Annotated in this window: 20 protein-coding genes, 5 tRNA genes and 1 pseudogene; 25 read left to right on the top strand and 1 reads right to left on the bottom strand. The window is 42.0% G+C overall.

The annotated features are described in order from the left end of the window. Positions 1 to 26: 26 nt before the first annotated feature. A complete protein-coding gene (gene argH / locus LXF01_RS15040; RefSeq protein WP_171319324.1) occupies positions 27 to 1,457 on the bottom strand; it encodes an argininosuccinate lyase in 1,431 nt (476 codons plus the stop codon). Between argH and LXF01_RS15035 the strand changes: the two are divergent. The 25 genes and pseudogenes from LXF01_RS15035 (at position 1,448) to rplJ (ending at position 20,484) form a co-directional block, all read left to right on the top strand. Then, positions 1,448 to 2,601, top strand: a pseudogene (locus LXF01_RS15035) (sensor histidine kinase). The gene argH and the pseudogene LXF01_RS15035 overlap by 10 nt on opposite strands. A 53-nt stretch (positions 2,602 to 2,654) precedes the next feature. Next, positions 2,655 to 3,395, top strand: a complete 741-nt coding sequence (locus LXF01_RS15030; RefSeq protein WP_078190465.1) for a LytR/AlgR family response regulator transcription factor — start codon at positions 2,655 to 2,657, stop codon at positions 3,393 to 3,395. Between the two features lie 95 nt (positions 3,396 to 3,490). Beyond that, on the top strand, positions 3,491 to 4,408 hold the full coding sequence (gene hemC / locus LXF01_RS15025; protein WP_111886004.1) for a hydroxymethylbilane synthase: 918 nt from the start codon (positions 3,491 to 3,493) through the stop codon (positions 4,406 to 4,408). Between the two features lie 3 nt (positions 4,409 to 4,411). Next, positions 4,412 to 5,191 carry a uroporphyrinogen-III synthase gene (locus LXF01_RS15020; protein ID WP_180078014.1) on the top strand — a complete coding sequence of 260 codons (780 nt, stop codon included), beginning with the start codon at positions 4,412 to 4,414 and terminating at the stop codon, positions 5,189 to 5,191. Beyond that, positions 5,188 to 6,030 (top strand): hypothetical protein, encoded by an 843-nt coding sequence (locus LXF01_RS15015; RefSeq protein WP_180078016.1) that lies wholly within the window; start codon positions 5,188 to 5,190, stop codon positions 6,028 to 6,030. Before LXF01_RS15020 ends, LXF01_RS15015 begins: the two co-directional genes overlap by 4 nt. Positions 6,031 to 6,036: 6 nt before the next feature. Further along, a complete protein-coding gene (locus LXF01_RS15010; RefSeq protein WP_233944655.1) occupies positions 6,037 to 7,230 on the top strand; it encodes a heme biosynthesis protein HemY in 1,194 nt (397 codons plus the stop codon). Positions 7,231 to 7,239: 9 nt separating this feature from the next. Further along, positions 7,240 to 7,671, top strand: a complete 432-nt coding sequence (locus LXF01_RS15005; RefSeq protein ID WP_233944654.1) for an acyl-CoA thioesterase — start codon at positions 7,240 to 7,242, stop codon at positions 7,669 to 7,671. A gap of 142 nt (positions 7,672 to 7,813) precedes the next feature. Beyond that, positions 7,814 to 8,140, top strand: coding sequence for an H-NS histone family protein (locus LXF01_RS15000; protein ID WP_180078124.1), 327 nt, complete (start codon positions 7,814 to 7,816; stop codon positions 8,138 to 8,140). 167 nt (positions 8,141 to 8,307) lie between these two features. Continuing rightward, complete coding sequence (gene gspN / locus LXF01_RS14995) at positions 8,308 to 9,051, top strand: type II secretion system protein N (RefSeq protein ID WP_180092862.1); 744 nt, start codon at positions 8,308 to 8,310, stop codon at positions 9,049 to 9,051. Further along, entirely contained in the window at positions 9,051 to 9,917 is an 867-nt protein-coding gene (locus LXF01_RS14990) for a type II secretion system protein N (protein WP_233944653.1), read from the top strand. The genes gspN and LXF01_RS14990 overlap by 1 nt, the downstream gene beginning before the upstream one ends. A gap of 42 nt (positions 9,918 to 9,959) precedes the next feature. Next, positions 9,960 to 12,191, top strand: a complete 2,232-nt coding sequence (gene gspD, locus LXF01_RS14985) for a type II secretion system secretin GspD (RefSeq protein ID WP_233944652.1) — start codon at positions 9,960 to 9,962, stop codon at positions 12,189 to 12,191. Positions 12,192 to 12,268: 77 nt separating this feature from the next. Then, complete coding sequence (locus tag LXF01_RS14980) at positions 12,269 to 13,018, top strand: FHA domain-containing protein (RefSeq protein ID WP_233944651.1); 750 nt, start codon at positions 12,269 to 12,271, stop codon at positions 13,016 to 13,018. Between the two features lie 77 nt (positions 13,019 to 13,095). Further along, positions 13,096 to 13,764 carry a phosphoglycolate phosphatase gene (gene gph, locus LXF01_RS14975; protein ID WP_111886013.1) on the top strand — a complete coding sequence of 223 codons (669 nt, stop codon included), beginning with the start codon at positions 13,096 to 13,098 and terminating at the stop codon, positions 13,762 to 13,764. 117 nt (positions 13,765 to 13,881) lie between these two features. Further along, positions 13,882 to 15,375 (top strand): anthranilate synthase component I, encoded by a 1,494-nt coding sequence (trpE, locus tag LXF01_RS14970; RefSeq protein ID WP_078193306.1) that lies wholly within the window; start codon positions 13,882 to 13,884, stop codon positions 15,373 to 15,375. A gap of 98 nt (positions 15,376 to 15,473) precedes the next feature. Further along, a tRNA-Thr gene (locus LXF01_RS14965) sits at positions 15,474 to 15,549 on the top strand. 54 nt (positions 15,550 to 15,603) lie between these two features. After that, positions 15,604 to 15,687, top strand: a tRNA-Tyr gene (locus tag LXF01_RS14960). Between the two features lie 38 nt (positions 15,688 to 15,725). Continuing rightward, positions 15,726 to 15,801, top strand: a tRNA-Gly gene (locus LXF01_RS14955). Positions 15,802 to 15,824: 23 nt separating this feature from the next. After that, positions 15,825 to 15,899, top strand: a tRNA-Thr gene (locus LXF01_RS14950). A gap of 154 nt (positions 15,900 to 16,053) precedes the next feature. Continuing rightward, the gene (gene tuf, locus LXF01_RS14945; protein WP_180077405.1) at positions 16,054 to 17,244 is read left to right on the top strand and encodes an elongation factor Tu; all 1,191 of its coding nucleotides are present in this window, start codon (positions 16,054 to 16,056) and stop codon (positions 17,242 to 17,244) included. Positions 17,245 to 17,299: 55 nt separating this feature from the next. Next, positions 17,300 to 17,375: transfer RNA gene (locus LXF01_RS14940), tRNA-Trp, on the top strand. A gap of 76 nt (positions 17,376 to 17,451) precedes the next feature. After that, complete coding sequence (secE, locus tag LXF01_RS14935) at positions 17,452 to 17,892, top strand: preprotein translocase subunit SecE (RefSeq protein WP_078189832.1); 441 nt, start codon at positions 17,452 to 17,454, stop codon at positions 17,890 to 17,892. Between the two features lie 7 nt (positions 17,893 to 17,899). Then, the gene (gene nusG / locus LXF01_RS14930; protein ID WP_078189831.1) at positions 17,900 to 18,433 is read left to right on the top strand and encodes a transcription termination/antitermination protein NusG; all 534 of its coding nucleotides are present in this window, start codon (positions 17,900 to 17,902) and stop codon (positions 18,431 to 18,433) included. Between the two features lie 115 nt (positions 18,434 to 18,548). Then, entirely contained in the window at positions 18,549 to 18,977 is a 429-nt protein-coding gene (gene rplK / locus LXF01_RS14925) for a 50S ribosomal protein L11 (RefSeq protein WP_004868049.1), read from the top strand. A gap of 3 nt (positions 18,978 to 18,980) precedes the next feature. After that, a complete protein-coding gene (gene rplA / locus LXF01_RS14920) occupies positions 18,981 to 19,676 on the top strand; it encodes a 50S ribosomal protein L1 (RefSeq protein WP_078189830.1) in 696 nt (231 codons plus the stop codon). 301 nt (positions 19,677 to 19,977) lie between these two features. After that, positions 19,978 to 20,484, top strand: a complete 507-nt coding sequence (rplJ, locus tag LXF01_RS14915; RefSeq protein WP_111885844.1) for a 50S ribosomal protein L10 — start codon at positions 19,978 to 19,980, stop codon at positions 20,482 to 20,484. The last annotated feature ends 10 nt before the right edge of the window (positions 20,485 to 20,494 follow it).

The raw sequence follows: 20,494 nt of genomic DNA, 5'->3' as shown, positions 1-20,494 counted from the left end.
TCAATACTCCATTTAACTTGAAAAAGTTATGCGTAAAGTTTTTCTAAACGTGCGTGTGCGCGTTCAATTGCTGCTTCAACTTGAGCAGGTGCAGTACCACCAATGTGGTTACGTGCATTGACAGATGCTTCGAGTGTTAAAGCTTTTTCGAAGACATCGGCCTGAATCAAGTCAGAGAACTGTTGAAGTTGCTCAAGGGTTAATTCTGAAAGATCTTTGCCTTCTTGAACACCGAGAGCAACTGCTTTACCCACAATCTCATGTGCATCACGGAATGCCACGCCATTTTTAACGAGGTAGTCGGCAAGGTCAGTTGCAGTTGAGAAGCCACGCAGCGCTGCTTCACGCATGATGTCAATGTTTGGCACTAGTGCAGGAATCATATCGGCAAATGCCATGAGTGAGCCACGAACAGTATCAATTGCATCGAATAGTGGTTCTTTATCTTCTTGGTTGTCTTTGTTGTATGCCAAAGGTTGACCTTTCATCAGGGTCAATAGGCTCATCAAGTCACCATATACACGGCCAGTTTTACCACGGATCAACTCAGGAACGTCTGGGTTTTTCTTTTGCGGCATGATTGAAGAGCCAGTGCAGAAACGGTCAGGGATGTTCACAAATTTGAACTGAGCCGATGTCCAAAGAATCATTTCTTCTGACATGCGTGATAAATGCATCATGATGAGTGATGCTGCCGCATTGAATTCAATACCAAAATCACGGTCAGATACGGCGTCTAAAGAGTTTTCAGCGACAGCTTCAAAACCTAGTAATTCGGCAGTGAATGCACGGTCAATTGGGTAGGTTGTTCCTGCAAGTGCAGCAGAACCTAAAGGCATACGGTTGGTACGTTTACGGCAGTCAATTAAACGCTCTGAGTCACGTACTAACATTTCAAACCATGCCATTAAATGGTGACCAAAAGTCACTGGCTGTGCAGTTTGTAAATGCGTGAAGCCCGGCATGATGGTATTGGTATTTTTCGCCGCTAAGCCTAGGATGCCTTTTTGTAATTTTTTCAATAATTCTAAAATCGCATCGATTTCGTCGCGAACATACAGACGGATATCGGTTGCAACTTGGTCATTACGACTACGACCGGTGTGTAGTTTTTTACCTGTAATACCGATACGTTGAGTCAAGCGTGACTCAATATTCATGTGCACATCTTCTAGGTCAATGCGCCATTCGAAGTTACCCGCTTCAATTTCTGCTTTAATGGTGTTTAAGCCATTAATAATATCGTCACGCTCTTGTTCAGTTAGAACGCCAACTTTTGCAAGCATGGTTGCATGTGCAATTGAACCTGCAATATCTTGTTTATAAAAGCGTTGGTCAAACTGTACAGATGCTGTAAATTCAGCAACAAAAGCGTCAGTAGCTTCGGAAAAACGACCGCCCCACATGCCTGAAGTTTGGGCTTGTGACGGATTTGAGGAATTAGAAGATGTGGTCATGTCGGCTCAATAAGATAAAAAGCATAGAACTGAGCAAGAGTATAGCAAATTCGAACCCAGTTGCCGAAGGGCAAGTTGATCAAACTTTTAGACAAGGTTTAGGTCTATGACAATTTCTGTATTTTCAGGAAAAATGGGCCGTTGGCACTATCTGTGGGAGCTGTTTCTTGCGGGTAATATTGTGGCGTTGGTCTTGGCTTTGGCACAAGCTCATTCGTGGCAAGCCTTAAGTGTTTCCAGTGTCATGCAGCATGTGTTGTTTATTAACTGGATTTTATTGGCATTTGCTGCATTTTCAGAGCTTTTGCAGACTAAGACGCGTGGTTTAAGCATGAAAATGCTCATGTTTAGCGGGTTTGTTTTATTGCAAGCTTTGGTGTTATTCACCACCATAACTTTAAATGTTTTGATCTATTTTGGTGAAAATTTCAGTTTAGCTGGTTTGAGTGCAGACGTTTTAACTGCTGGTGTGGTTTTAAATCTGAGCTATGGGGTGTTGCTTGGGGCATTTTGTTTTCGATATTTATATTTAAGAGAACAGTGGGGTCGACAACATCATAGTGAATTAAACTCACGCATTCAGGCTATGCAAGCTCGGATTCATCCACATTTTTTATTTAATAGCTTAAACAATGTGATTAGCTTGATTGCGATTGACCCAGATAAAGCGGAGCAAATGCTACTGAATTTATCTCGATTGTTCCGTGCAAGTTTTCAAGAATTGAAGTTGGTAAGTCTCAAAGATGAGATCGATCTGTGTCAGCGTTATTTGGCCATTGAACAAATGCGTTTAGGTGATCGGCTTAAGGTGGAGTGGAAACTAGAAGGTATTGAACAATACGCTCAAGTACAAATTCCACTATTAACTTTACAACCTTTATTAGAAAATAGTATTTTTCATGGAGTTGAAAAGATTTTGACAAAGAGTACGATAAATATATTGATTGAAATATTACAAAATCAAATTAATATCGTTATTACAAATCCCTATACACAGGATACAATTAAATTACGTCAGGGGAATGGTATTGCCATCGAAAACGTGAAACAGAGACTTGAGGCATATTATGGTCAGCATGTCACTTTTCAAACCTACGCAGGCGAGGGAATGTATACGACTGTGGTGCAATATCAATATAAATAGAAATCTCAGTTGACCAATAAAAATAAATGACGTTAACGAGATAAGGAGGAGAAATGGACATCCTAATCTGTGATGATGAGCCTCTAGCAGTAGAGCGATTGTCACGTTTAGTCACTCAACTTGGACATCAAGTGGTTGCGAAAGCTTCACATGGTCAACAAGCGATTGACTTGGCTCAAAGCCTCGAGCCTGATGTCATCTTACTAGATATACAAATGCCTGAAATGGATGGGTTGACTTGCGCGAAATTGTTGCGTGAATTAGACCCCATGCCCGCTATTATTTTTTGCACTGCATATGATCATCATGCACTTGATGCATTTAAATCGAATGCAGAGGGATATTTACTAAAACCAGTTATGCAACAGGAATTGCAGCAGGTTTTAGATCATTTAACTAAATTAACCCAAGCTCAATTGAGCACGATAAAACAAAAAGAAAATATGGACGAAATTAAAATCAGCCGCCATCAAATCGCGGCAAAGACCTATCGTGGTGTAGAGTTGGTACCTGTGGAAAATATTTACTATTTTCTTGCAGATCAGAAATATGTCACTGTTCGGCACAAAAATGGCAGCGTACTCATTGATGAAACGCTGAAAGATTTAGAGCATGAATTTGGTGATCGCTTTATACGCATCCATCGTAATGCCTTGGTGTCTGTGAGCTTTTTAGATGGTTTAGAAGTCGTAAGCTCAGGGCAATATCAGGTGCGTTGTCGAGATTTAGAAGAACGTTTGGCGGTCAGCCGTCGACATTTACCGAATTTACGTGAGCGAATACAAAAATTATAGGGCAAGGGTCAAAGCACATTGCGAATTAAGCTTGCATTTTCAACTGAGCAAGTTAAGTTTAGAATAATAGCCCTATAGACTGTATTTAAAAATTTATGAATATCCTTAAGATCGCAACTCGACAAAGCCCGCTTGCACTTTGGCAGGCGGAACATATTCGTGCACGCTTAGAAGCACTTCATGCAAATTTGAAAGTTGAGTTGGTGACCTTTGTGACTCAAGGTGACAAGATTCTAGATACCCCTTTAGCCAAAATTGGGGGAAAAGGATTATTTGTAAAAGAATTAGAAGCGGCGTTGTTGGATGGTCGTGCAGACTTGGCAGTTCATTCGATGAAAGATGTGCCGATGGCATTGCCTGAAGGTTTAAGCTTGGCCGTGATTTGTGAGCGTGAAGATCCATTAGATGCTTTCGTTTCAAATACCTATAACAGTTTTGATGATTTACCACAAGGTGCGAAGGTTGGGACATCGAGCTTGCGCCGCAAATGCCAAATTTTAAAACAACGTCCTGATCTTGAGATTATTGATCTGCGTGGCAATGTGGGTACGCGTTTATCTAAACTCGATGCGGGCAACTATGATGCGATTATTTTGGCGAGTGCAGGGTTGAAGCGTCTGGGTTTAGCAGAGCGTATTCGTCATACTCTTGAGCCTGTTGTGAGTTTACCTGCAGTTGGACAAGGTGCATTGGGCCTAGAATGTCGTAGCCAAGATCAAACTGTATTGGATTTAATTTTGCCCTTAATGCATACAGAGACCAATGCCTGTGTACGCGCAGAACGTGCATTTAATGCATATCTAGAAGGTGGCTGCCAAGTACCGATTGCAGGTTATGCAACCTTAGAAAATGGTCAGATTCATTTGGAAGGTCGTGTCGGTAGTGTTGACGGTCAAACCTTGTTGAAAGCACAGCAAGTAGGTTTTCCTGAACAAGCTGAACAGCTCGGTGTCAAATTGGCACAAGACTTGTTAGCCCAAGGTGCAGGTGAAATTTTAAAGGCATTGTATTAATACATGCTTTTTATCAATACACGTCCAGCAGATCGTGCAACGCAGCTTAGCTTGACGCTGCGCTCTGCGGGTGTTGCTGTGGCTGAGCTTCCATTACTTGAGCTCAAGCCACGGGCATGGTCAGAAGCATTGGCAGCGTGCTACGCCCAGTTGAGTGCTGCGGATGTATTGGTTGTAGTAAGCCCCTCTGCGGTCACCTTTGGTATGCAAGGTTTGCGTAAAGCAGGCATCTCACTTGAGCAGCTCGAACATATTCAATGGGTTGCCGTCGGTGATGCAACTGCAGCAAAGCTGGCTGATTATGGTATTCACAGTGTCGTACCGCAGGTGGAAACCTCGGAGGGAATGCTCACCTTAAGCCATTTAGAACAATTAGAGGCCGGGGCTTGTGTAGCATTTTGGCGCGGTGAAGGTGGTCGTCAATTTATGATGCAGCAGTTGCTAGCACGTGGCATTCAGGTTCTCAATTTTGTGCTATATGAACGGCATCTACCAGAAGAGACCATCCAAAAAGTAAAAACACTCATTTCTGAACATCAGTTGTCATCTCCATATTGTATGTTGATTACCAGTGAGGCCAGCTGGCTCAATTGGCTTGACTTGATTCAGTCGCATTTATCAGTGCTGAGTCATGCACATTTTTTAGTTTTAGGTGTAAGGTTGTTCGAGCTACTTGAGCAAAGTCGTATAACACTGAACAAAGATTTTAAAATTATTCAACTCGAAGATTTAAACGCGACACACATATTGCAGCATGTGCAAGTCGTGCAGGGAAATACATGAAGAAGTTGTTTGTCGTTGTGGTCATTGTCGCCGTACTTTGGTTGGCTAAACTCAGTTTTGATCTATTTCAAGTCAATGCTCAACAAACCGAACTGATGCAACAACAAACTTTATTGCAACAGCGCAATGCCGGTTTGAATGATCAGGTTGTGGCTTTGAAACGACAGTTGAGCGGCAGAACGACCGAGATGTCGGCTGCAACGACATCGAATGCTTCGATTGCTGCTGAGGCGACCCATAGTATTGAGCCGATGTTGGTTGTGGGCCAGCAACTTGATTTGGTTGAATTTGCCATGCAGCAACAACAATTTGCTGTCGCCTTGGAAAAATTAAACCAATTAGACCAACAATTAGATCAGTTGAGCTTGGCACCTGCACTGCGCATGAGTTTGCATCAGGTGATTCAAAAAGACCGTGAAACCTTAAAGCAATATGTGACAGAGCGTCAGTTGCAGTCTGATAAAGTGAAAAATACTCTGCAATCGATCGATCAATTGTTAGAAAAAGAAATATTAAAGCCCTATAGTTCAAAAGAGCAGCAAAAAGGTCTTTCTTTTTGGCAAAAATGGATTCAAGTCGAATCAGTCGAACAACCGAGTCCCGTATTAATGCAGCGTAGCTTGGTATTAAAAGAAATGCAGTTACGTTTAATTTTGGCTCAGCAGGTTTTAAATCAAGGACAATATCCTCAATTTCAACAAGAAATCACTGAAATTATGCAAATTATGCAGCAATTGCCAGATGCTTCATTAAAACCAATACGCCAACGTTTAGAACAATTAAAGGACATTCCGGTTATTTCTGTACCGCTGTTAAATACTCGGGCACTCATAGGATAATCGACTATGAAACATATTTTATTGGCCTATTTATTTATTAGCTTATTGGTTGTTGCCATTATTAGTTTGCTGAGTTTTGGGCATGGTGCAGGCTATGTGTATTTATACTGGCGTGAATGGCAAGTTCAATCCAATATTTGGTTTTTAGCATTATTGCTGGCACTCCTGAGTTTGATCGTGCAAATGTTTTGGTATGCGGTTAAACGTTATTTAAGTCGAGAACAACGTAAATCTGAAACGGTCTTTAGTTTTAATAAACTACATCCCTATGAGCAATTGGCTGTCATTTGGCTTTTAAATGCTGCGCAAGATCAAAAAAACTTTATTCAGCAAGCTTTTACTGAGTCTGGATTATTAAAAGGGGTGATCGATGCGCGTTTAAATTGGATTCAGCAACAATATGAAACAGCATTAAATGCATTAACTCAGACCAATCCAATGGCTTTTGAGCTTGCAGAATTGCAACGGATTGAAATTTATTTATCTCAACAAGAGGGTGAAAAGGCTTTAACGCATCTCGAATTTTTGAATCAACATGAATTATCACCATGGTTGCAAAAAGTCAGTAGTGCCTATGAGCAGCGCTTAACCATGCTATGGGGTATGTTTGCGTTGCAGTTTCCTTGGTTGTATTTACGTTCAACACGTTATGGACATTTAGATGAGTTGACAAAACAAGCTTGGTTGGAACAATTATTATCTGCATTTGATCAAGCTGATGTCGATGACTTACAGTATTTAAAACAGCGTTATTTGGACTTACAAGATCAAATTACAGAGCGTAAATATGCGGTCAAAGTGCTATGGTTGAAAGTCTTGTCTCGTATGCCAGAGATGGGTCAGGAACATGAGCAATTGGCTATTCATTTGCTGGAACAGCAATTTAACAAAGAAGTGTTCTTTTTGTGGTTCCAGCAAAAAATGCTGAAGCAAAACCCTGATTATGTGGCTGTAGAACAGCAGATTCAACGTTGGGAAGAAAAGTATCCTGCGCTGCCTGTTTTTAGTTTTGCAAAATGGAATATTTACCAAGCGACAGCACGCCAAGCTGAAGCAGATGCATTGTTAGAATTATATCCAGATGATGTATTAATGAGTTATTTACGCATCAAGTCAGCCTTAAATCAGCAGGATGAATTGATCAAACAATTAAATTTAATATTTGAAAATAATGCCAATTTTATGGAAATTCGAATATAAGGACATTATATGCAAGAAGATTTAGCTCAATATTCATTGGTTCATACTCAACACGTCGCTTGGGGGGATATGGATGCTTTTGGTCATGTAAATAACGTGCATTATTATCGTTATATGGAAAGTGCGCGGATTGGTTATTTAGATCAGTTGGATATATTTAATCAGTCTGTGGTTACGGTTGTGGCTTCAAGCCAGTGTAAATATTTAAGCCCAGTGGTTTATCCTGATATTTTAAAAGTGGCAACGCGCGTTGAAGAATTAAGAAATAGTGCATTTCGTATGCGTTATATATTATGGAGTGAACAGCAACAAAAAATCGTTGCAACAGGCGATGCGGTTATTGTGTGCGTGGATAAAACTACCCTACAAAAAACTTCAATTCCAGAAAGTATAAAAACTAAAATAAAAGCTTTGGAGATTTCAGTCGGAAATAATATCTAAATACAATTTAACTTTATATATTTTAAGGAGTCGTGTTAAAATATTGTAGTAAAATGAAAATTATTTATTGAATAAAAATTTTATTATAATATTATGAGCGAGTTTTCATAAGCATTATTAAAATGAAATTTCGGAGTTAAAGATTATGCCTGATATTAGTAATTTATCAGTTGAAGAGTTAAAGAAGCTTCAAGTAGAAGCTGAAGCACTGATTGCATCTAAAAAAGATCAAGCGATTGAAGATGCATACAACCGTATTATTGAAATTGCAGAAAATTTAGATTTAAGTGTTGAACAAATCCTTGAATTTGGTTCAAGCAAACGTAAAAAATCAACTCGTAAAGCTGTTGAGCCACGTTACCGTAGCAAAACCAATGCAGATGACACGTGGACCGGTCGTGGTAAACAACCGCGTTGGTTAGTGGCTGAGCTAGAAAAAGGCGCGAAACTAGAAGACTTCTTAATTTAAGAATAATTCATGAAATCGTCATATCCTGAGTTCAGGATAATTAAACCAGGCAAATGCCTGGTTTTTTTATCTCTTTGAATTGGCTATGCAGAAAAAGTATGCATAATGTGTCTATAAAGAAAAATGTTTAAATGATGGAAAAAAATTGATGGATCGGTTGTGGTGGGATGATCAATAAAACTAATAATATTCGGTGGCTCATTTTTGCTGCGATCAGTTTTTTAATTTTCGTTATGCTGCAAGTACCTGCAGCTTGGCTCATTACAAAATTTTATAAAAATAACCAAATGCTACATAACGTCAGTGGCAATATTTGGCATGGGCAAGCAGATTGGACACGAGGAAATTTGAAAGGCTCGCTAAACTGGAGCACACGCCCGTGGGATTTGATTTTATTGCGCTTGGGTGCAAATGTTGAGATTCATAGTGGCAATACCAAACTACAAGGTGTGATGGGTTATGGTTTTGGTAAAAGTATTAGTATTAAAAACTTAGAGGGTCAAATTGCTCCTGAAACCTTAAAAAGTTTTGCCGATTGGCAATGGCCAACGAATGCCATTCAATTAAATGATGTGCAGTTTAAATATAAGCCACAACAGGGATTTAGTCAGTCATCAGGTGAGATGCAGTGGGCAGGCGGGGATTTATCCTTTAGCTTTGCACAGCGTCAAGAGTCAATGAATGTGCCTGCCATGTTGGCCCAATTAAAAGATGATAATGGCAAATTATCGATTGATGTTCGAGATCAACGTGAACAAAAAATGATGAATTTGTCACTTGAGCCAGACCTCATGTTGGATGTGCAATTAACCCAGCGCTTTTTGATGAATGTTGCTTCCTATGAAGGTAAGGCCGGATTAGATACGTATGTGATTAGTTCACGTCAACCCCTATTGAGTGGGGTGAACTGATGACTGACTATTTCGAAAAAATCCGCGAGATCAATTGGAAGCAAACAGATCGACTTGCACCTGTGGTCTTGGCTTTAATAATTTTGTACCTGTGCTGGAAGTTAGCCGCTTTATTTTGGTTATTGATTGCACCGCCACAAGCCATGCAGTTAGACCGAGTTGAATTGGGTTCACAGCAAACGCAAGTTCCTAATATTAGCTCTTTTGCCTTGTTTCAGGAAAATCGTAGTTCAGCAGCTGACGCGCAGTTAAATATGGTATTGCAAGGTGTGGTGGTGGGACAGCCAAGTCGCTACTCGTCAGCAGTGATTAAGGTTAATGAGAGTTCAGATCGCTATTTGGTCGGAGAAACCATTCAAGGTTCATCATATCAACTGGCTGAAGTTTATTGGGATAAGGTGATTTTAACGCAGGGTAATGGTGCACGGCGTGAATTGGTGTTCCAAGGTATTGAAAACGGATTAGATCAACCGATTGTCCCTACAGCCAATGCAACATCAGGCGGATCTTTGCAGAATAACAGCATGCAAAATACAACTGATCCTGTAAATTTAGGGCAAAGCACAACGCAGTCCGCGATTGGTCAGGCCGTACAACGCATGACTGAAAATCGTGAACAATATATGCAGGAAATGGGGGTAAATCCATCAGGTAATGGTGGGTTTGAGGTTTCAAACCGAACACCTGCTGCCTTAAGGAATAAATTGGGTTTGCAGCCGGGTGACCGCATCATGTCTTTAAATGGGCAGGCGGTCGGTGCGGGACAATCTGAGGCGCAATTATTAGAACAAGCCCGCCGTGAAGGGCAGGTGAAACTTGAAGTCAAACGTGGTGATCAAGTGATGACCATACAACAGGATTTTTAGTGATGTCTCATCACTTTATAGGGTTAGGAAACACAGGCGTATATGGCTTTATTTAATAATAACCGTTCAACTTTAGCTGCCTATGCCATGGTGCCCTTGGTTGCTATGGTCAGCACAGCAAGTTATGCACAAACTTGGAAAATCAATTTACGTGATGCAGATCTTACGGCATTCATTAATGAAGTCGCAGATATCACGGGGAAAAATTTTGCAGTTGATCCACGGGTACGAGGAAATGTAACGGTTATTTCCAATAAGCCTTTAAATAAAAATGAAGTCTATGACCTGTTTCTCGGTGTATTGAATGTGAATGGTGTGGTGGCGATTCCATCAGGCAACACCATTAAACTGGTTCCAGACAGTAATGTAAAAAGCTCGGGCATTCCTTATGATGCGCGCCACCGTGCGTCTGGAGACCAAATTGTCACCCGAGTAATTTGGCTTGATAACACTAATGCCAACGACTTAATTCCAGCGTTGCGCCCATTGATGCCACAATTTGCACATTTGTCGGCAGTGGCAGGGACTAATGCGCTGATCGTCTCAGACCGTGCAAGTAATATTTATCAGCTCGAAACGATTATTCGTAATTTAGATGGAACGGGTCAAAATGATATCGAAGCTGTGACGCTGCAATCGAGTCAGGCCGAAGAAATGATTGGACTGTTAGAGTCGATGAGTTCGACCGGCGCATCAAAAGACCCGAAAGGGTCACGAATTCGTATTATCGCGGACAATCGAACCAATCGCATTATCATTAAAGGTGATACAGCGACACGTAAACGCATTCGTAAGATTATTGAAACCTTAGATGTACCTGCGGCAGATCGATTAGGTGGGTTGAAAGTCTTCCGTTTGAAGTATGCAAGTGCAAAAAACCTGTCAGAAATCTTACAAGGCTTGGTCACGGGGCAAGCTGTTTCGAGTACGAATTCGTCGAATAGCTCAAATAGCAGCACGATGAACAGTTTAATGAATGATAGTAACAGTTCGAATTCACAGTCATTCAGCTCACAAAATAACACCAGTTCAGGTATTAACCTCAACAGCAATAACTCTTCCAATAATACGCAAAATGGTATTTCAAGTTTTAATGCCAATGGCGTCAGTATTATTGCCGATACCACACAAAATGCACTGATTGTGAAAGCAGATCCGCAGCTCATGCGTGAAATCGAATCCGCGATTCAACAGCTTGATATTCGTCGTCAGCAAGTGCTGATCGAAGCGGCGATTATTGAAGTCGAAGGCACGGATACCGATCAACTCGGTGTGCAATGGGCGTTGGGTGATATCAGTAGTGGTATCGGCTTAATTAACTTTGATAACTTTGGTTCGAGTTTAAAAAATATTGCCGCAGGATATTTAACTGGCGGCGCTGCGGGTGCAGGTAGCGCGGTGAGTGCCGGTACTTCTTTGGTCCTTGGTGATTATCGTGAAGGTAGTGATGGTTCACGCAAACTCTATGGTGCGATGATTCAGGCTTTAAAAGAAAAAACCAAATCGAATCTATTATCTACACCGTCGATTGTGACGATGGACAACGAAGAAGCCTATATTGTGGTGGGTGAAAACGTTCCATTTGTGACAGGTTCGGTCACCACCAATGGTGGCACAGCCAATCCATACACCTCGATTGAGCGTAAAGATGTCGGTGTTACTTTAAAAGTTGTGCCGCATATTGGCGACGGTGGTTCGGTGCGTTTAGAGGTAGAGCAAGAAGTTTCTGATGTAAAAGACAATAAAGGTCAAGCGTCGGATTTGGTTACGACTAAACGCGCGATCAAAACCTCGATCTTGGCAGAGCATGGTCAAACAATTGTGTTGGGGGGGTTGATCTCGGACAATACATTGCATGGACGCCAATCGGTTCCTGGGTTGGGGGCTATTCCTGTACTGGGTAAACTTTTTAGCTCGGAAGGAAAGTCCAACAGTAAACGCAATTTACTGATCTTTATTCATCCGACTATTGTTGGAAATTCTGCCGATGTGAAGAGAATGTCTCAGCAGCGTTACAGTCAGCTCTATAGTCTGCAACTGGCACTGGATAATGATGGTAATTTTGCGAAATTGCCTGAAAATGTTGATGATGTGTATCAGCAGCGCATACCTGTTTCAAAGGGTACAGCACCAGCCCCTGTGTATAAGACGGTACCGACAGCACCGCAAACGACACAGCCAGCGGCAGTGGTCTCCACGCCAGTAGCCATTGAGCCTGCGGTGAAGCGCGAAACCATTACCGTACCGAATGGCAAAGTGGCGGGCACGCCTTAGGTGAGACAGCAGGGTGGTTTAGCTTTGAAACCACAGCATGCTATGATGAAAAAAACGAGCAATAGAGAATTAACTTCATGACTTGGAAAATTCAAGCAATTTCTGGTGATTTAACAGGACAAGAAATTAGTATTGAGCGAGATATGTTGGTGGGTCGTCATCAACAAGCAGATATTGTTTTACAAGAATCTGATGTATCGCGTAAACATGCTGCCTTTGTACTGAAAGATCAGGCACTCTGGTTGCAAGATCTTAATTCATCCAATGGGACGTTTATTAATGATGTCCGTTTGACTGGTGAATCACTTTTAAAAGAAGGTGATATTGTACAGTTTGCCAGTGTGAAGTTTAGTTTATTGGCTCCAGCTAAAGCTGTTCAGATCCCAGCGGATATTGAACAAAGCGTTGAAGCGTTGCAAACAGAAGAAATTACACCTGTTCAGCAGCCGTCTGAAGCTGTTGCAGTTTCTGAAACTGTGGCACAAGAGTCTGTAGCAAACACGTCTGAAACTAAGGCACAAGAGCCTGTTGTTAAAACCGCAGCACAACAAATGAATGATCAAGGTATGCCAGAGTTGAAAGAGCGAGATGGCTCGGTTCAATTGACTCGTGATGGTATGCCGACCAATGTAGGTGTGCCTAAACCTGCACCAATTCCTGAGGGAATTGACGTAACTGCTGTTCCGAAAAATGAAGCATGTGATGTAGAAATTCCAGCGACATGTGTAGAGCAAGAGCATGAAGCGCAAAAAAATGCCTCTGTGGGCTTAATCTCAGTCATTGTTTTAATCATTCTTGCAATTATTGCATGGGTCTTGTTTAAATAAACCGAGACATTCCTCAAAAGGCATGCATGGGCATGCCTTTTTTATGGGGAAAATTTACAAAAAAATAGAGGGACATTATGTTTGAAGTTCGTTTAGCAGAACGCCAAATGATTTTATTTGATCTGGATGGAACGCTAGTCGATTCAGCATCTGACTTACATCGTGCGATGAATATGAGTCTAAATGCGTTGCAATTACCGTTGGTCACAGAAGCGCAGGTGCGAAACTGGATTGGGAAAGGAACTTCATTGTTTTGTCATAGCGTACTTGAATACTTGACCGGGAAGGTGGATGCCGCACAGCACCATCTTTTACTGGAAACTTTTCTAAAGATTTACAATGCAGATCCTTGTGTTTTGACGCAGCCCTTTGACGGCATTCTAGCGTTCTTGGATTGGGCAAAAGCAGAAGAGAAAATTCTGATTTGTGTGACCAATAAACCAGAGCAACCGGCACGCAGTATTGTGCAGGCACTAGGTATGCATGAATACTTTGATGATGTGATTGGCGGAGATCGTTTTGAAGAGCGTAAACCACATCCCAAGCAGCTAGAGTATTGTGCGGAGCATTATGCCTTGCCGAAACAGCAAATTTTGATGGTGGGTGATTCTGTCAATGATGTCGAGGCAGCACGTCGTGCGGGTATTGATTGTATTGTGGTCAGCTATGGCTATAATCATGGTGAAAATATTCGAGATTGTCAGCCGCAGCACGTGGTTGATAACTTAAAAGAATTATTGGGTTGAAATAAGTAGGGTTAAGGAAGTGAAAATGAGCAACTGTGTAGGTTTTCGATGGCGTCACTCAATCAGCATGAGAAGAAATTAACTGAAATTGACCACGCGAAATATAGAGAAACCCAAATGACTACACAAACTCAATTTGAACAACTGAAAACTGCTGGATATAACTTGATTCCAGTATATCGTCAGCGCTTGGCAGATACAGAAACTCCACTTTCTGTCTTTGCGCGATTAAAACAACATAAACAAGCCTATTTATTTGAATCTGTAGAGGGTGGCGAAAACTGGGCGCGTTACTCCATTATTGGCTTGGGCGAGTCCACCGTATTTTCGTGTAATGAAGGGCAGTTGACCGTTCAACATGCTGATGGCTCGGTTGAAAAACAACAATGTGCTGACCCATTTCAATACATTCGTGACTTCCAAGCACAATATAAAGTGCCTACACAGCAAGATTTGCCAGCGTTGCCGAGCTTTACCGGTGGATTGGTTGGATACTTTGGTTATGATGCTGTACGTTATATCGAACCAAAGCTCAATAATGTTCCAGAAGCTGACCCGGTCGGGATTCCGGATATTTGGATGATGCTATCAAAAACCGTCATCGTCTTTGATAACCTTAAGGATACCTTATTCTTAATTGTGCATGCCGATGTAAATGATGCTGAGGCCTATACCAAGGCGCAGCAACAATTGGATGAGCTAGAAGAACTTTTGGCAACCCCAATTGCACTCAAAGCAAATAAGCATACTGCACCACAGTTTGAATCCATCACTGGACATGACAACTTTATTGACTCTATTGCGAAAGTAAAAGAGTACATTAAAGCCGGTGATGTGATGCAGGTTGTGCCGGGCCATCGTATGGTATCCGATTTTGATGGTGAGCCTTTGCAGGTCTATCGTGCACTACGTCACCTCAATCCATCGCCATATTTGTTCTTGGTGCAAGGGCAGACACTAGAAAATGACATTCCTTTTCATATCGTCGGTTCATCACCTGAAATTTTGTCCCGTTTAGAAAATGGTGTGGCAACAGTTCGTCCTTTGGCGGGAACGCGACCACGGGGTAAAACAAAAGAAGAAGATTTAGCGCTAGAAAAAGATTTGCTATCTGATGAAAAAGAAATTGCAGAGCATTTGATGTTGATCGATTTGGGGCGAAATGATGTTGGACGCGTTTCTAAAATCGGTAAAGTTCACGTGACTGATCAAATGGTGATCGAACGTTATTCGCATGTCATGCACATTGTGTCAAATGTGCAAGGTGAAGTACGTGATGATGTCGATGCTTTGGATGTTTTTAAGGCAACATTCCCTGCGGGTACGCTTTCAGGCGCACCAAAAATCCGTGCTATGGAAATTATTGACGAAGTTGAACCAGTAAAACGTGGAATTTTTGGTGGTGCTGTTGGTTATTTAGGCTGGCATGGCGAAATGGACATGTCGATTGCGATTCGTACCTGTGTAATTCGTGAAAATAAGGTCTATGTTCAAGCTGGAGCAGGGGTGGTGTACGACTCAAATCCTGAATCAGAGTGGAATGAAACCCAAATAAAAGCTCGCGCAGTGATCAAAGCGGTTGAATTATCATCAAATGGATTGATTTTATGAGTTTTTCACGTTTTTTTTAGAAAAAACACTTGCAAGGATTTCAAGATTTGCTAAACTGCACACCGTTCCGATACGAAACGTACGAAACACTAAGAAACGCCGGCATAGCTCAGTTGGTAGAGCAACTGACTTGTAATCAGTAGGTCCACAGTTCGAATCCGTGTGCCGGCACCATCTTAGAAAGTTTGAGAGTGAGTAGAGAGAACAACACTGAAGTAAGTGTAAAATGGTGAGGTTCCCGAGCGGTCAAAGGGGGCGGACTGTAACTCCGCTACGAAAGTTTCGAAGGTTCGAATCCTTCCCTCACCACCAATTTTAAGACTTCAATAAGTGGTTTGTACCAACATCGTGCGGGAGTAGCTCAGTTGGTAGAGCGGTAGCCTTCCAAGCTACATGTCGCGAGTTCGACCCTCGTCTCCCGCTCCATATCTATTGAAGTGCTTATATTTGCTCTTATAGCTCAGTGGTAGAGCACTCCCTTGGTAAGGGAGAGGTCTCGAGTTCAAATCTCGATAAGAGCTCCAGATTTTACAGTTTAGCAACTTTAAATGTTGCGCAAGATTCCAGAAGCAGGCTTTTTAGTCTGCTTTTCAAGTATTGGGTGTTTATTTTTTTAGGCGATATGTCGGAGCTGGGTTTTACTCAGAATTGTGTTCGACGTAAACGAGGAAGAAAAGCATGGCTAAGGCTAAGTTTGAACGTAATAAGCCGCACGTTAACGTGGGTACAATTGGTCACGTTGACCATGGTAAAACGACTTTAACAGCTGCGATTGCAACTGTGTGTGCAAAAAAATTCGGTGGTGAAGCGAAAGATTACGCTGCAATCGACTCTGCACCAGAAGAAAAAGCACGTGGTATTACAATTAATACTTCACACGTAGAATACGATTCTCCAATCCGTCACTACGCTCACGTAGACTGCCCAGGTCACGCCGATTATGTTAAAAACATGATTACTGGTGCTGCGCAAATGGATGGTGCGATCCTTGTTTGTTCGGCGACTGATGGTCCAATGCCACAAACTCGTGAACACATCCTCCTTTCTCGTCAGGTAGGTGTACCTTATATCGTTGTATTCCTAAACAAATGCGATATCGTAGACGACGAAGAATTAATTGAATTAGTAGAAATGGAAGTTCGTGAACTTCTTTCTACTTATGACTTCCCAGGCGACGACACTCCAGTAATCCGTGGTTCTGCTCTTGCAGCGCTTAATGGTGAAGCTGGTCAATACGGCGAAGATGCTGTAGTTGCTCTTGTTGAAGCTCTTGACTCTTACATCCCAGAACCAGAACGTGCTATCGACCAAGCATTCCTTATGCCAATCGAAGACGTATTCTCAATTTCAGGTCGTGGTACAGTAGTAACTGGCCGTGTTGAAACTGGTATCGTGAAAGTAGGCGAAGAAGTTGAAATCGTTGGTATTAAAGATACAGTTAAAACAACTGTAACTGGCGTAGAAATGTTCCGTAAACTTCTTGACGAAGGTCGTGCGGGCGAGAACTGTGGTGTTCTTCTACGTGGTACTAAACGTGAAGACGTTCAACGTGGTCAAGTACTTGCTAAACCAGGTACAATCAAACCGCATACTAAATTCGATGCAGAAGTATACGTACTTTCTAAAGACGAAGGTGGCCGTCATACTCCATTCCTTAACGGTTACCGTCCACAGTTCTACTTCCGTACAACTGACGTAACTGGTGCGATCTCGCTTAAAGAAGGCGTTGAAATGGTTATGCCTGGTGACAACGTAGAAATGTCAGTAGAATTAATCCACCCAATCGCAATGGACGCTGGCTTACGCTTTGCGATCCGTGAAGGTGGCCGTACAGTTGGTGCGGGTGTTGTTTCTAAAGTAACTGCATAATATAATACAGTTATCTTTGTACAGATCGAGAGTTTCGACTCTCGATTTGCTCTGCAGGTCAGTAGTTCAATTGGTAGAGCGTCGGTCTCCAAAACCGAATGTTGGGGGTTCGAGTCCCTCCTGGCCTGCCAAATTTTTTTAAAAAGAAGCTTGATGCTGGCTCAACTGGTCATATAATAAGTCGCGAATCCTACGACGAGTACAAAAATGTCGAATGATAAATCGCGTGACGCATTAAGCGACGCGCCAATTCCTCAAAGAAATAATCCTGCTGAAGTTGTTAATTCTGGTTCCCCTTTAGACTATGTTCTGTGGGTTATCGCGTTGATTTTACTCGGTAGTTCTATGATGGTGAATCAACATTTGCCAGCATACTGGGCACCAGCGAATGATGTTTGGGTCCGTGTTGGGGTAATTTTGGCTTGTATCATCGTGGCTTTAGGTTTATTATACGCCACCCATCAAGGCAAAGGCTTTGTTCGATTGTTGAAAGATGCTCGAATTGAGTTACGTCGAGTGACTTGGCCAACCAAGCAAGAGACCATGACCACATCTTGGCAGGTACTTGCGGTAGTCTTAGTGGCATCTATTTTATTATGGTGCTTTGACTATGCTTTGAGCTGGTTAATGAAGTTTATTATCGGGTAAGAGAGCTATGAAACGTTGGTACATTATTCATGCCTATTCTGGTTATGAAAAACAAGTGTTACGCTCACTTAATGATCGAATCCAGCGTAGCGCTGTAGCCGATAGCTTTGGTGAAGTCCTTGTCCCTACTGAAGAAGTAGTGGAAATGAAGGATGGTAAGAAACGTAAATCTGAGCGTAAATTCTTTCCCGGCTATGTGTTAGTCGAGATGGAAATGAATGATGAAACTTGGCACATTGTTAAAGAATGTCCAAAAGTATTAGGTTTCATCGGTGGTACTGCAGAAAAGCCTGCACCAATTACGCAAAAAGAAGCTGATGCGATTCTTGCACGTGTACGCAATACTGGTGAAGCACCTCGTCCTAAGACGATGTTTGAACCAGGTGAAGAATTACTCGTAATTGACGGTCCATTCACCGATTTTAAAGGCGTGGTGGAAGAAGTTCTATACGATAAGTCACGTTTGACGTTGACGATTAATGTATTTAATCGACCAACTCAGGTTGAGCTGGAATTTCGCCAAGTCGAAAAATCGGTTTAATTTAACTTGGTTGATAAACGCCCGATTTGTTATGAGTCGGGCATTGTTGTTGTAACGGTATCGTTACTTATATGTATGGGGAGCCTAGCGGCGTTAGTACCCAGAGGTAATTGAAATGGCTAAGAAGATTGACGGCTATATCAAGCTGCAAGTTCCAGCTGGTAAAGCAAATCCATCTCCACCGATTGGTCCTGCACTAGGTCAACGTGGTGTTAACATCATGGCATTCTGTAAAGAATTCAATGCTGCGACACAAAAAGTTGAAGCTGGTCTTCCAATTCCAGTAGTGATCACTGTGTACAACGACAAGTCGTTCACATTCATCATGAAAACTCCTCCTGCTGCGATTCTTCTTAAGAAAGCTGCGGGCATCCAAAAGGGTTCAGCTGTACCTAACAAAACTAAAGTTGGTAAGTTGACTCGCGCTCAATTAGAAGAAATTGCGACTACTAAAGAACCGGATCTTACTGGTGCTGATTTAGACGCACGTGTACGTACCATTGCTGGTTCTGCGCGTTCTATGGGCTTGGAAGTGGAGCTATAAGACATGGCTAAATTAACTAAACGTCAAAAAGCCATTGTTGCTGCTGTTGAAGCTAACAAAGTTTACACTTTGGAAGAAGCAGTTGCAGTTCTTAACGGCCTTCCAGCAGTAAAATTCAAAGAATCTTTGGATGTTGCTGTAAACCTAGGTGTTGATCCTCGTAAATCTGACCAAGTTGTTCGTGGCGCGACTACACTTCCTGCAGGTACTGGTAAAACTGTACGTGTAGCTGTGTTTGCTCAAGGCGCTGCTGCTGAAGCTGCTAAAGCTGAAGGTGCGGACGTTGTTGGTTTTGATGATCTTGCTGAAAGCATCCAAGCGGGTAACCTTGACTTTGACGTAGTAATTGCAGCTCCGGATGCAATGCGCGTTGTTGGTAAGTTAGGTACGATTCTTGGTCCACGTGGCTTAATGCCAAACCCTAAAGTGGGTACTGTAACTCCTGACGTAGCTTCTGCTGTTAAAAATGCGAAAGCTGGTCAAGCACGTTACCGTGTAGACAAAGCAGGTATCATCCACGCTGCGATCGGTCAAGTAGGTTTCACTGCTGAAGCTGTTCGTTCAAACGTTGAAGCTCTTGTAGCAGACCTTAAGAAAGCAAAACCTGCTACTTCTAAAGGTGTTTACATCCAAAAGATCACTCTAAGCTCTACTATGGGTCCTGGTCTTGTTGTTGATGTGGCAAACGTTTCTAAATAAGTTTCGACTTATTACAGAATTTTAAAGCCCTGAGTAATATTTAAAGCGCTGCTTTAAATATTACGCAAGAAACGTTCCGTCGTATATTGCGTGATTCAGGCAAACTTTGAATTGATAAATTTAGATTTATCAGCGTCAAAGACCTCAGGCGAGGGGAGTTTTATGCTTTCTTCTTAATAGCCCAGCCTGAGTAGACGCGGTGGTGTGATTTGTTCCTCCTCCGCGTGTTGGTTCAGTGATGAGCTAACGAATTGGGAGTGCATCTGTATAGGTGCATAAATCACCGTTAGGAGGTTTTACAATGGCTCTTCTTATCGAAGGCAAAAAACAGATCGTAGCTGAAGTAACTGAAGTTGCTTCTACTGCGTATGCTGCTGTTGTTGCTGACTATCAAGGTTTAACTGTTGAGCAATTAACTGCTCTACGTGTTGAAGCTCGTAAACTAGGTGTTGCTACTCGTGTAGTTCGTAACACTTTGGCTAAACGTGCTCTTCAAGATACTCAATTCAATATCTTGAGCGACAACCTTGTTGGCCCAACAATCTTAGCTTTCTCAACTTCTGAAGACGATATGGGCGCAGCTGCTCGTTTGTTCGAAGAATTTGCTAAAACTAATAAAGCATTTGAACTTAAAGCTGCTGCATTTGACGGTAAGGTTTATCAAGGTGCTGAAGTTAGCGTTATCGCGAACCTTCCAAACCAAGAGAAAGCGCTTACTATGCTTGCAAACGTTCTTCAAGCTCCTATTTCGAAATTGGGTCGCCTTATTACTGCGCTCAAAGAGAAAAACGAGTCAGAAGCTGCTTAAGCTTAAATCA

It is taken from the genome of Acinetobacter sp. SH20PTE14 (genome assembly GCF_021391555.1).
GTDB classification, from domain to species: domain Bacteria; phylum Pseudomonadota; class Gammaproteobacteria; order Pseudomonadales; family Moraxellaceae; genus Acinetobacter; species Acinetobacter amyesii.
This window is presented reverse-complemented; position numbering and strand designations above follow the sequence as displayed.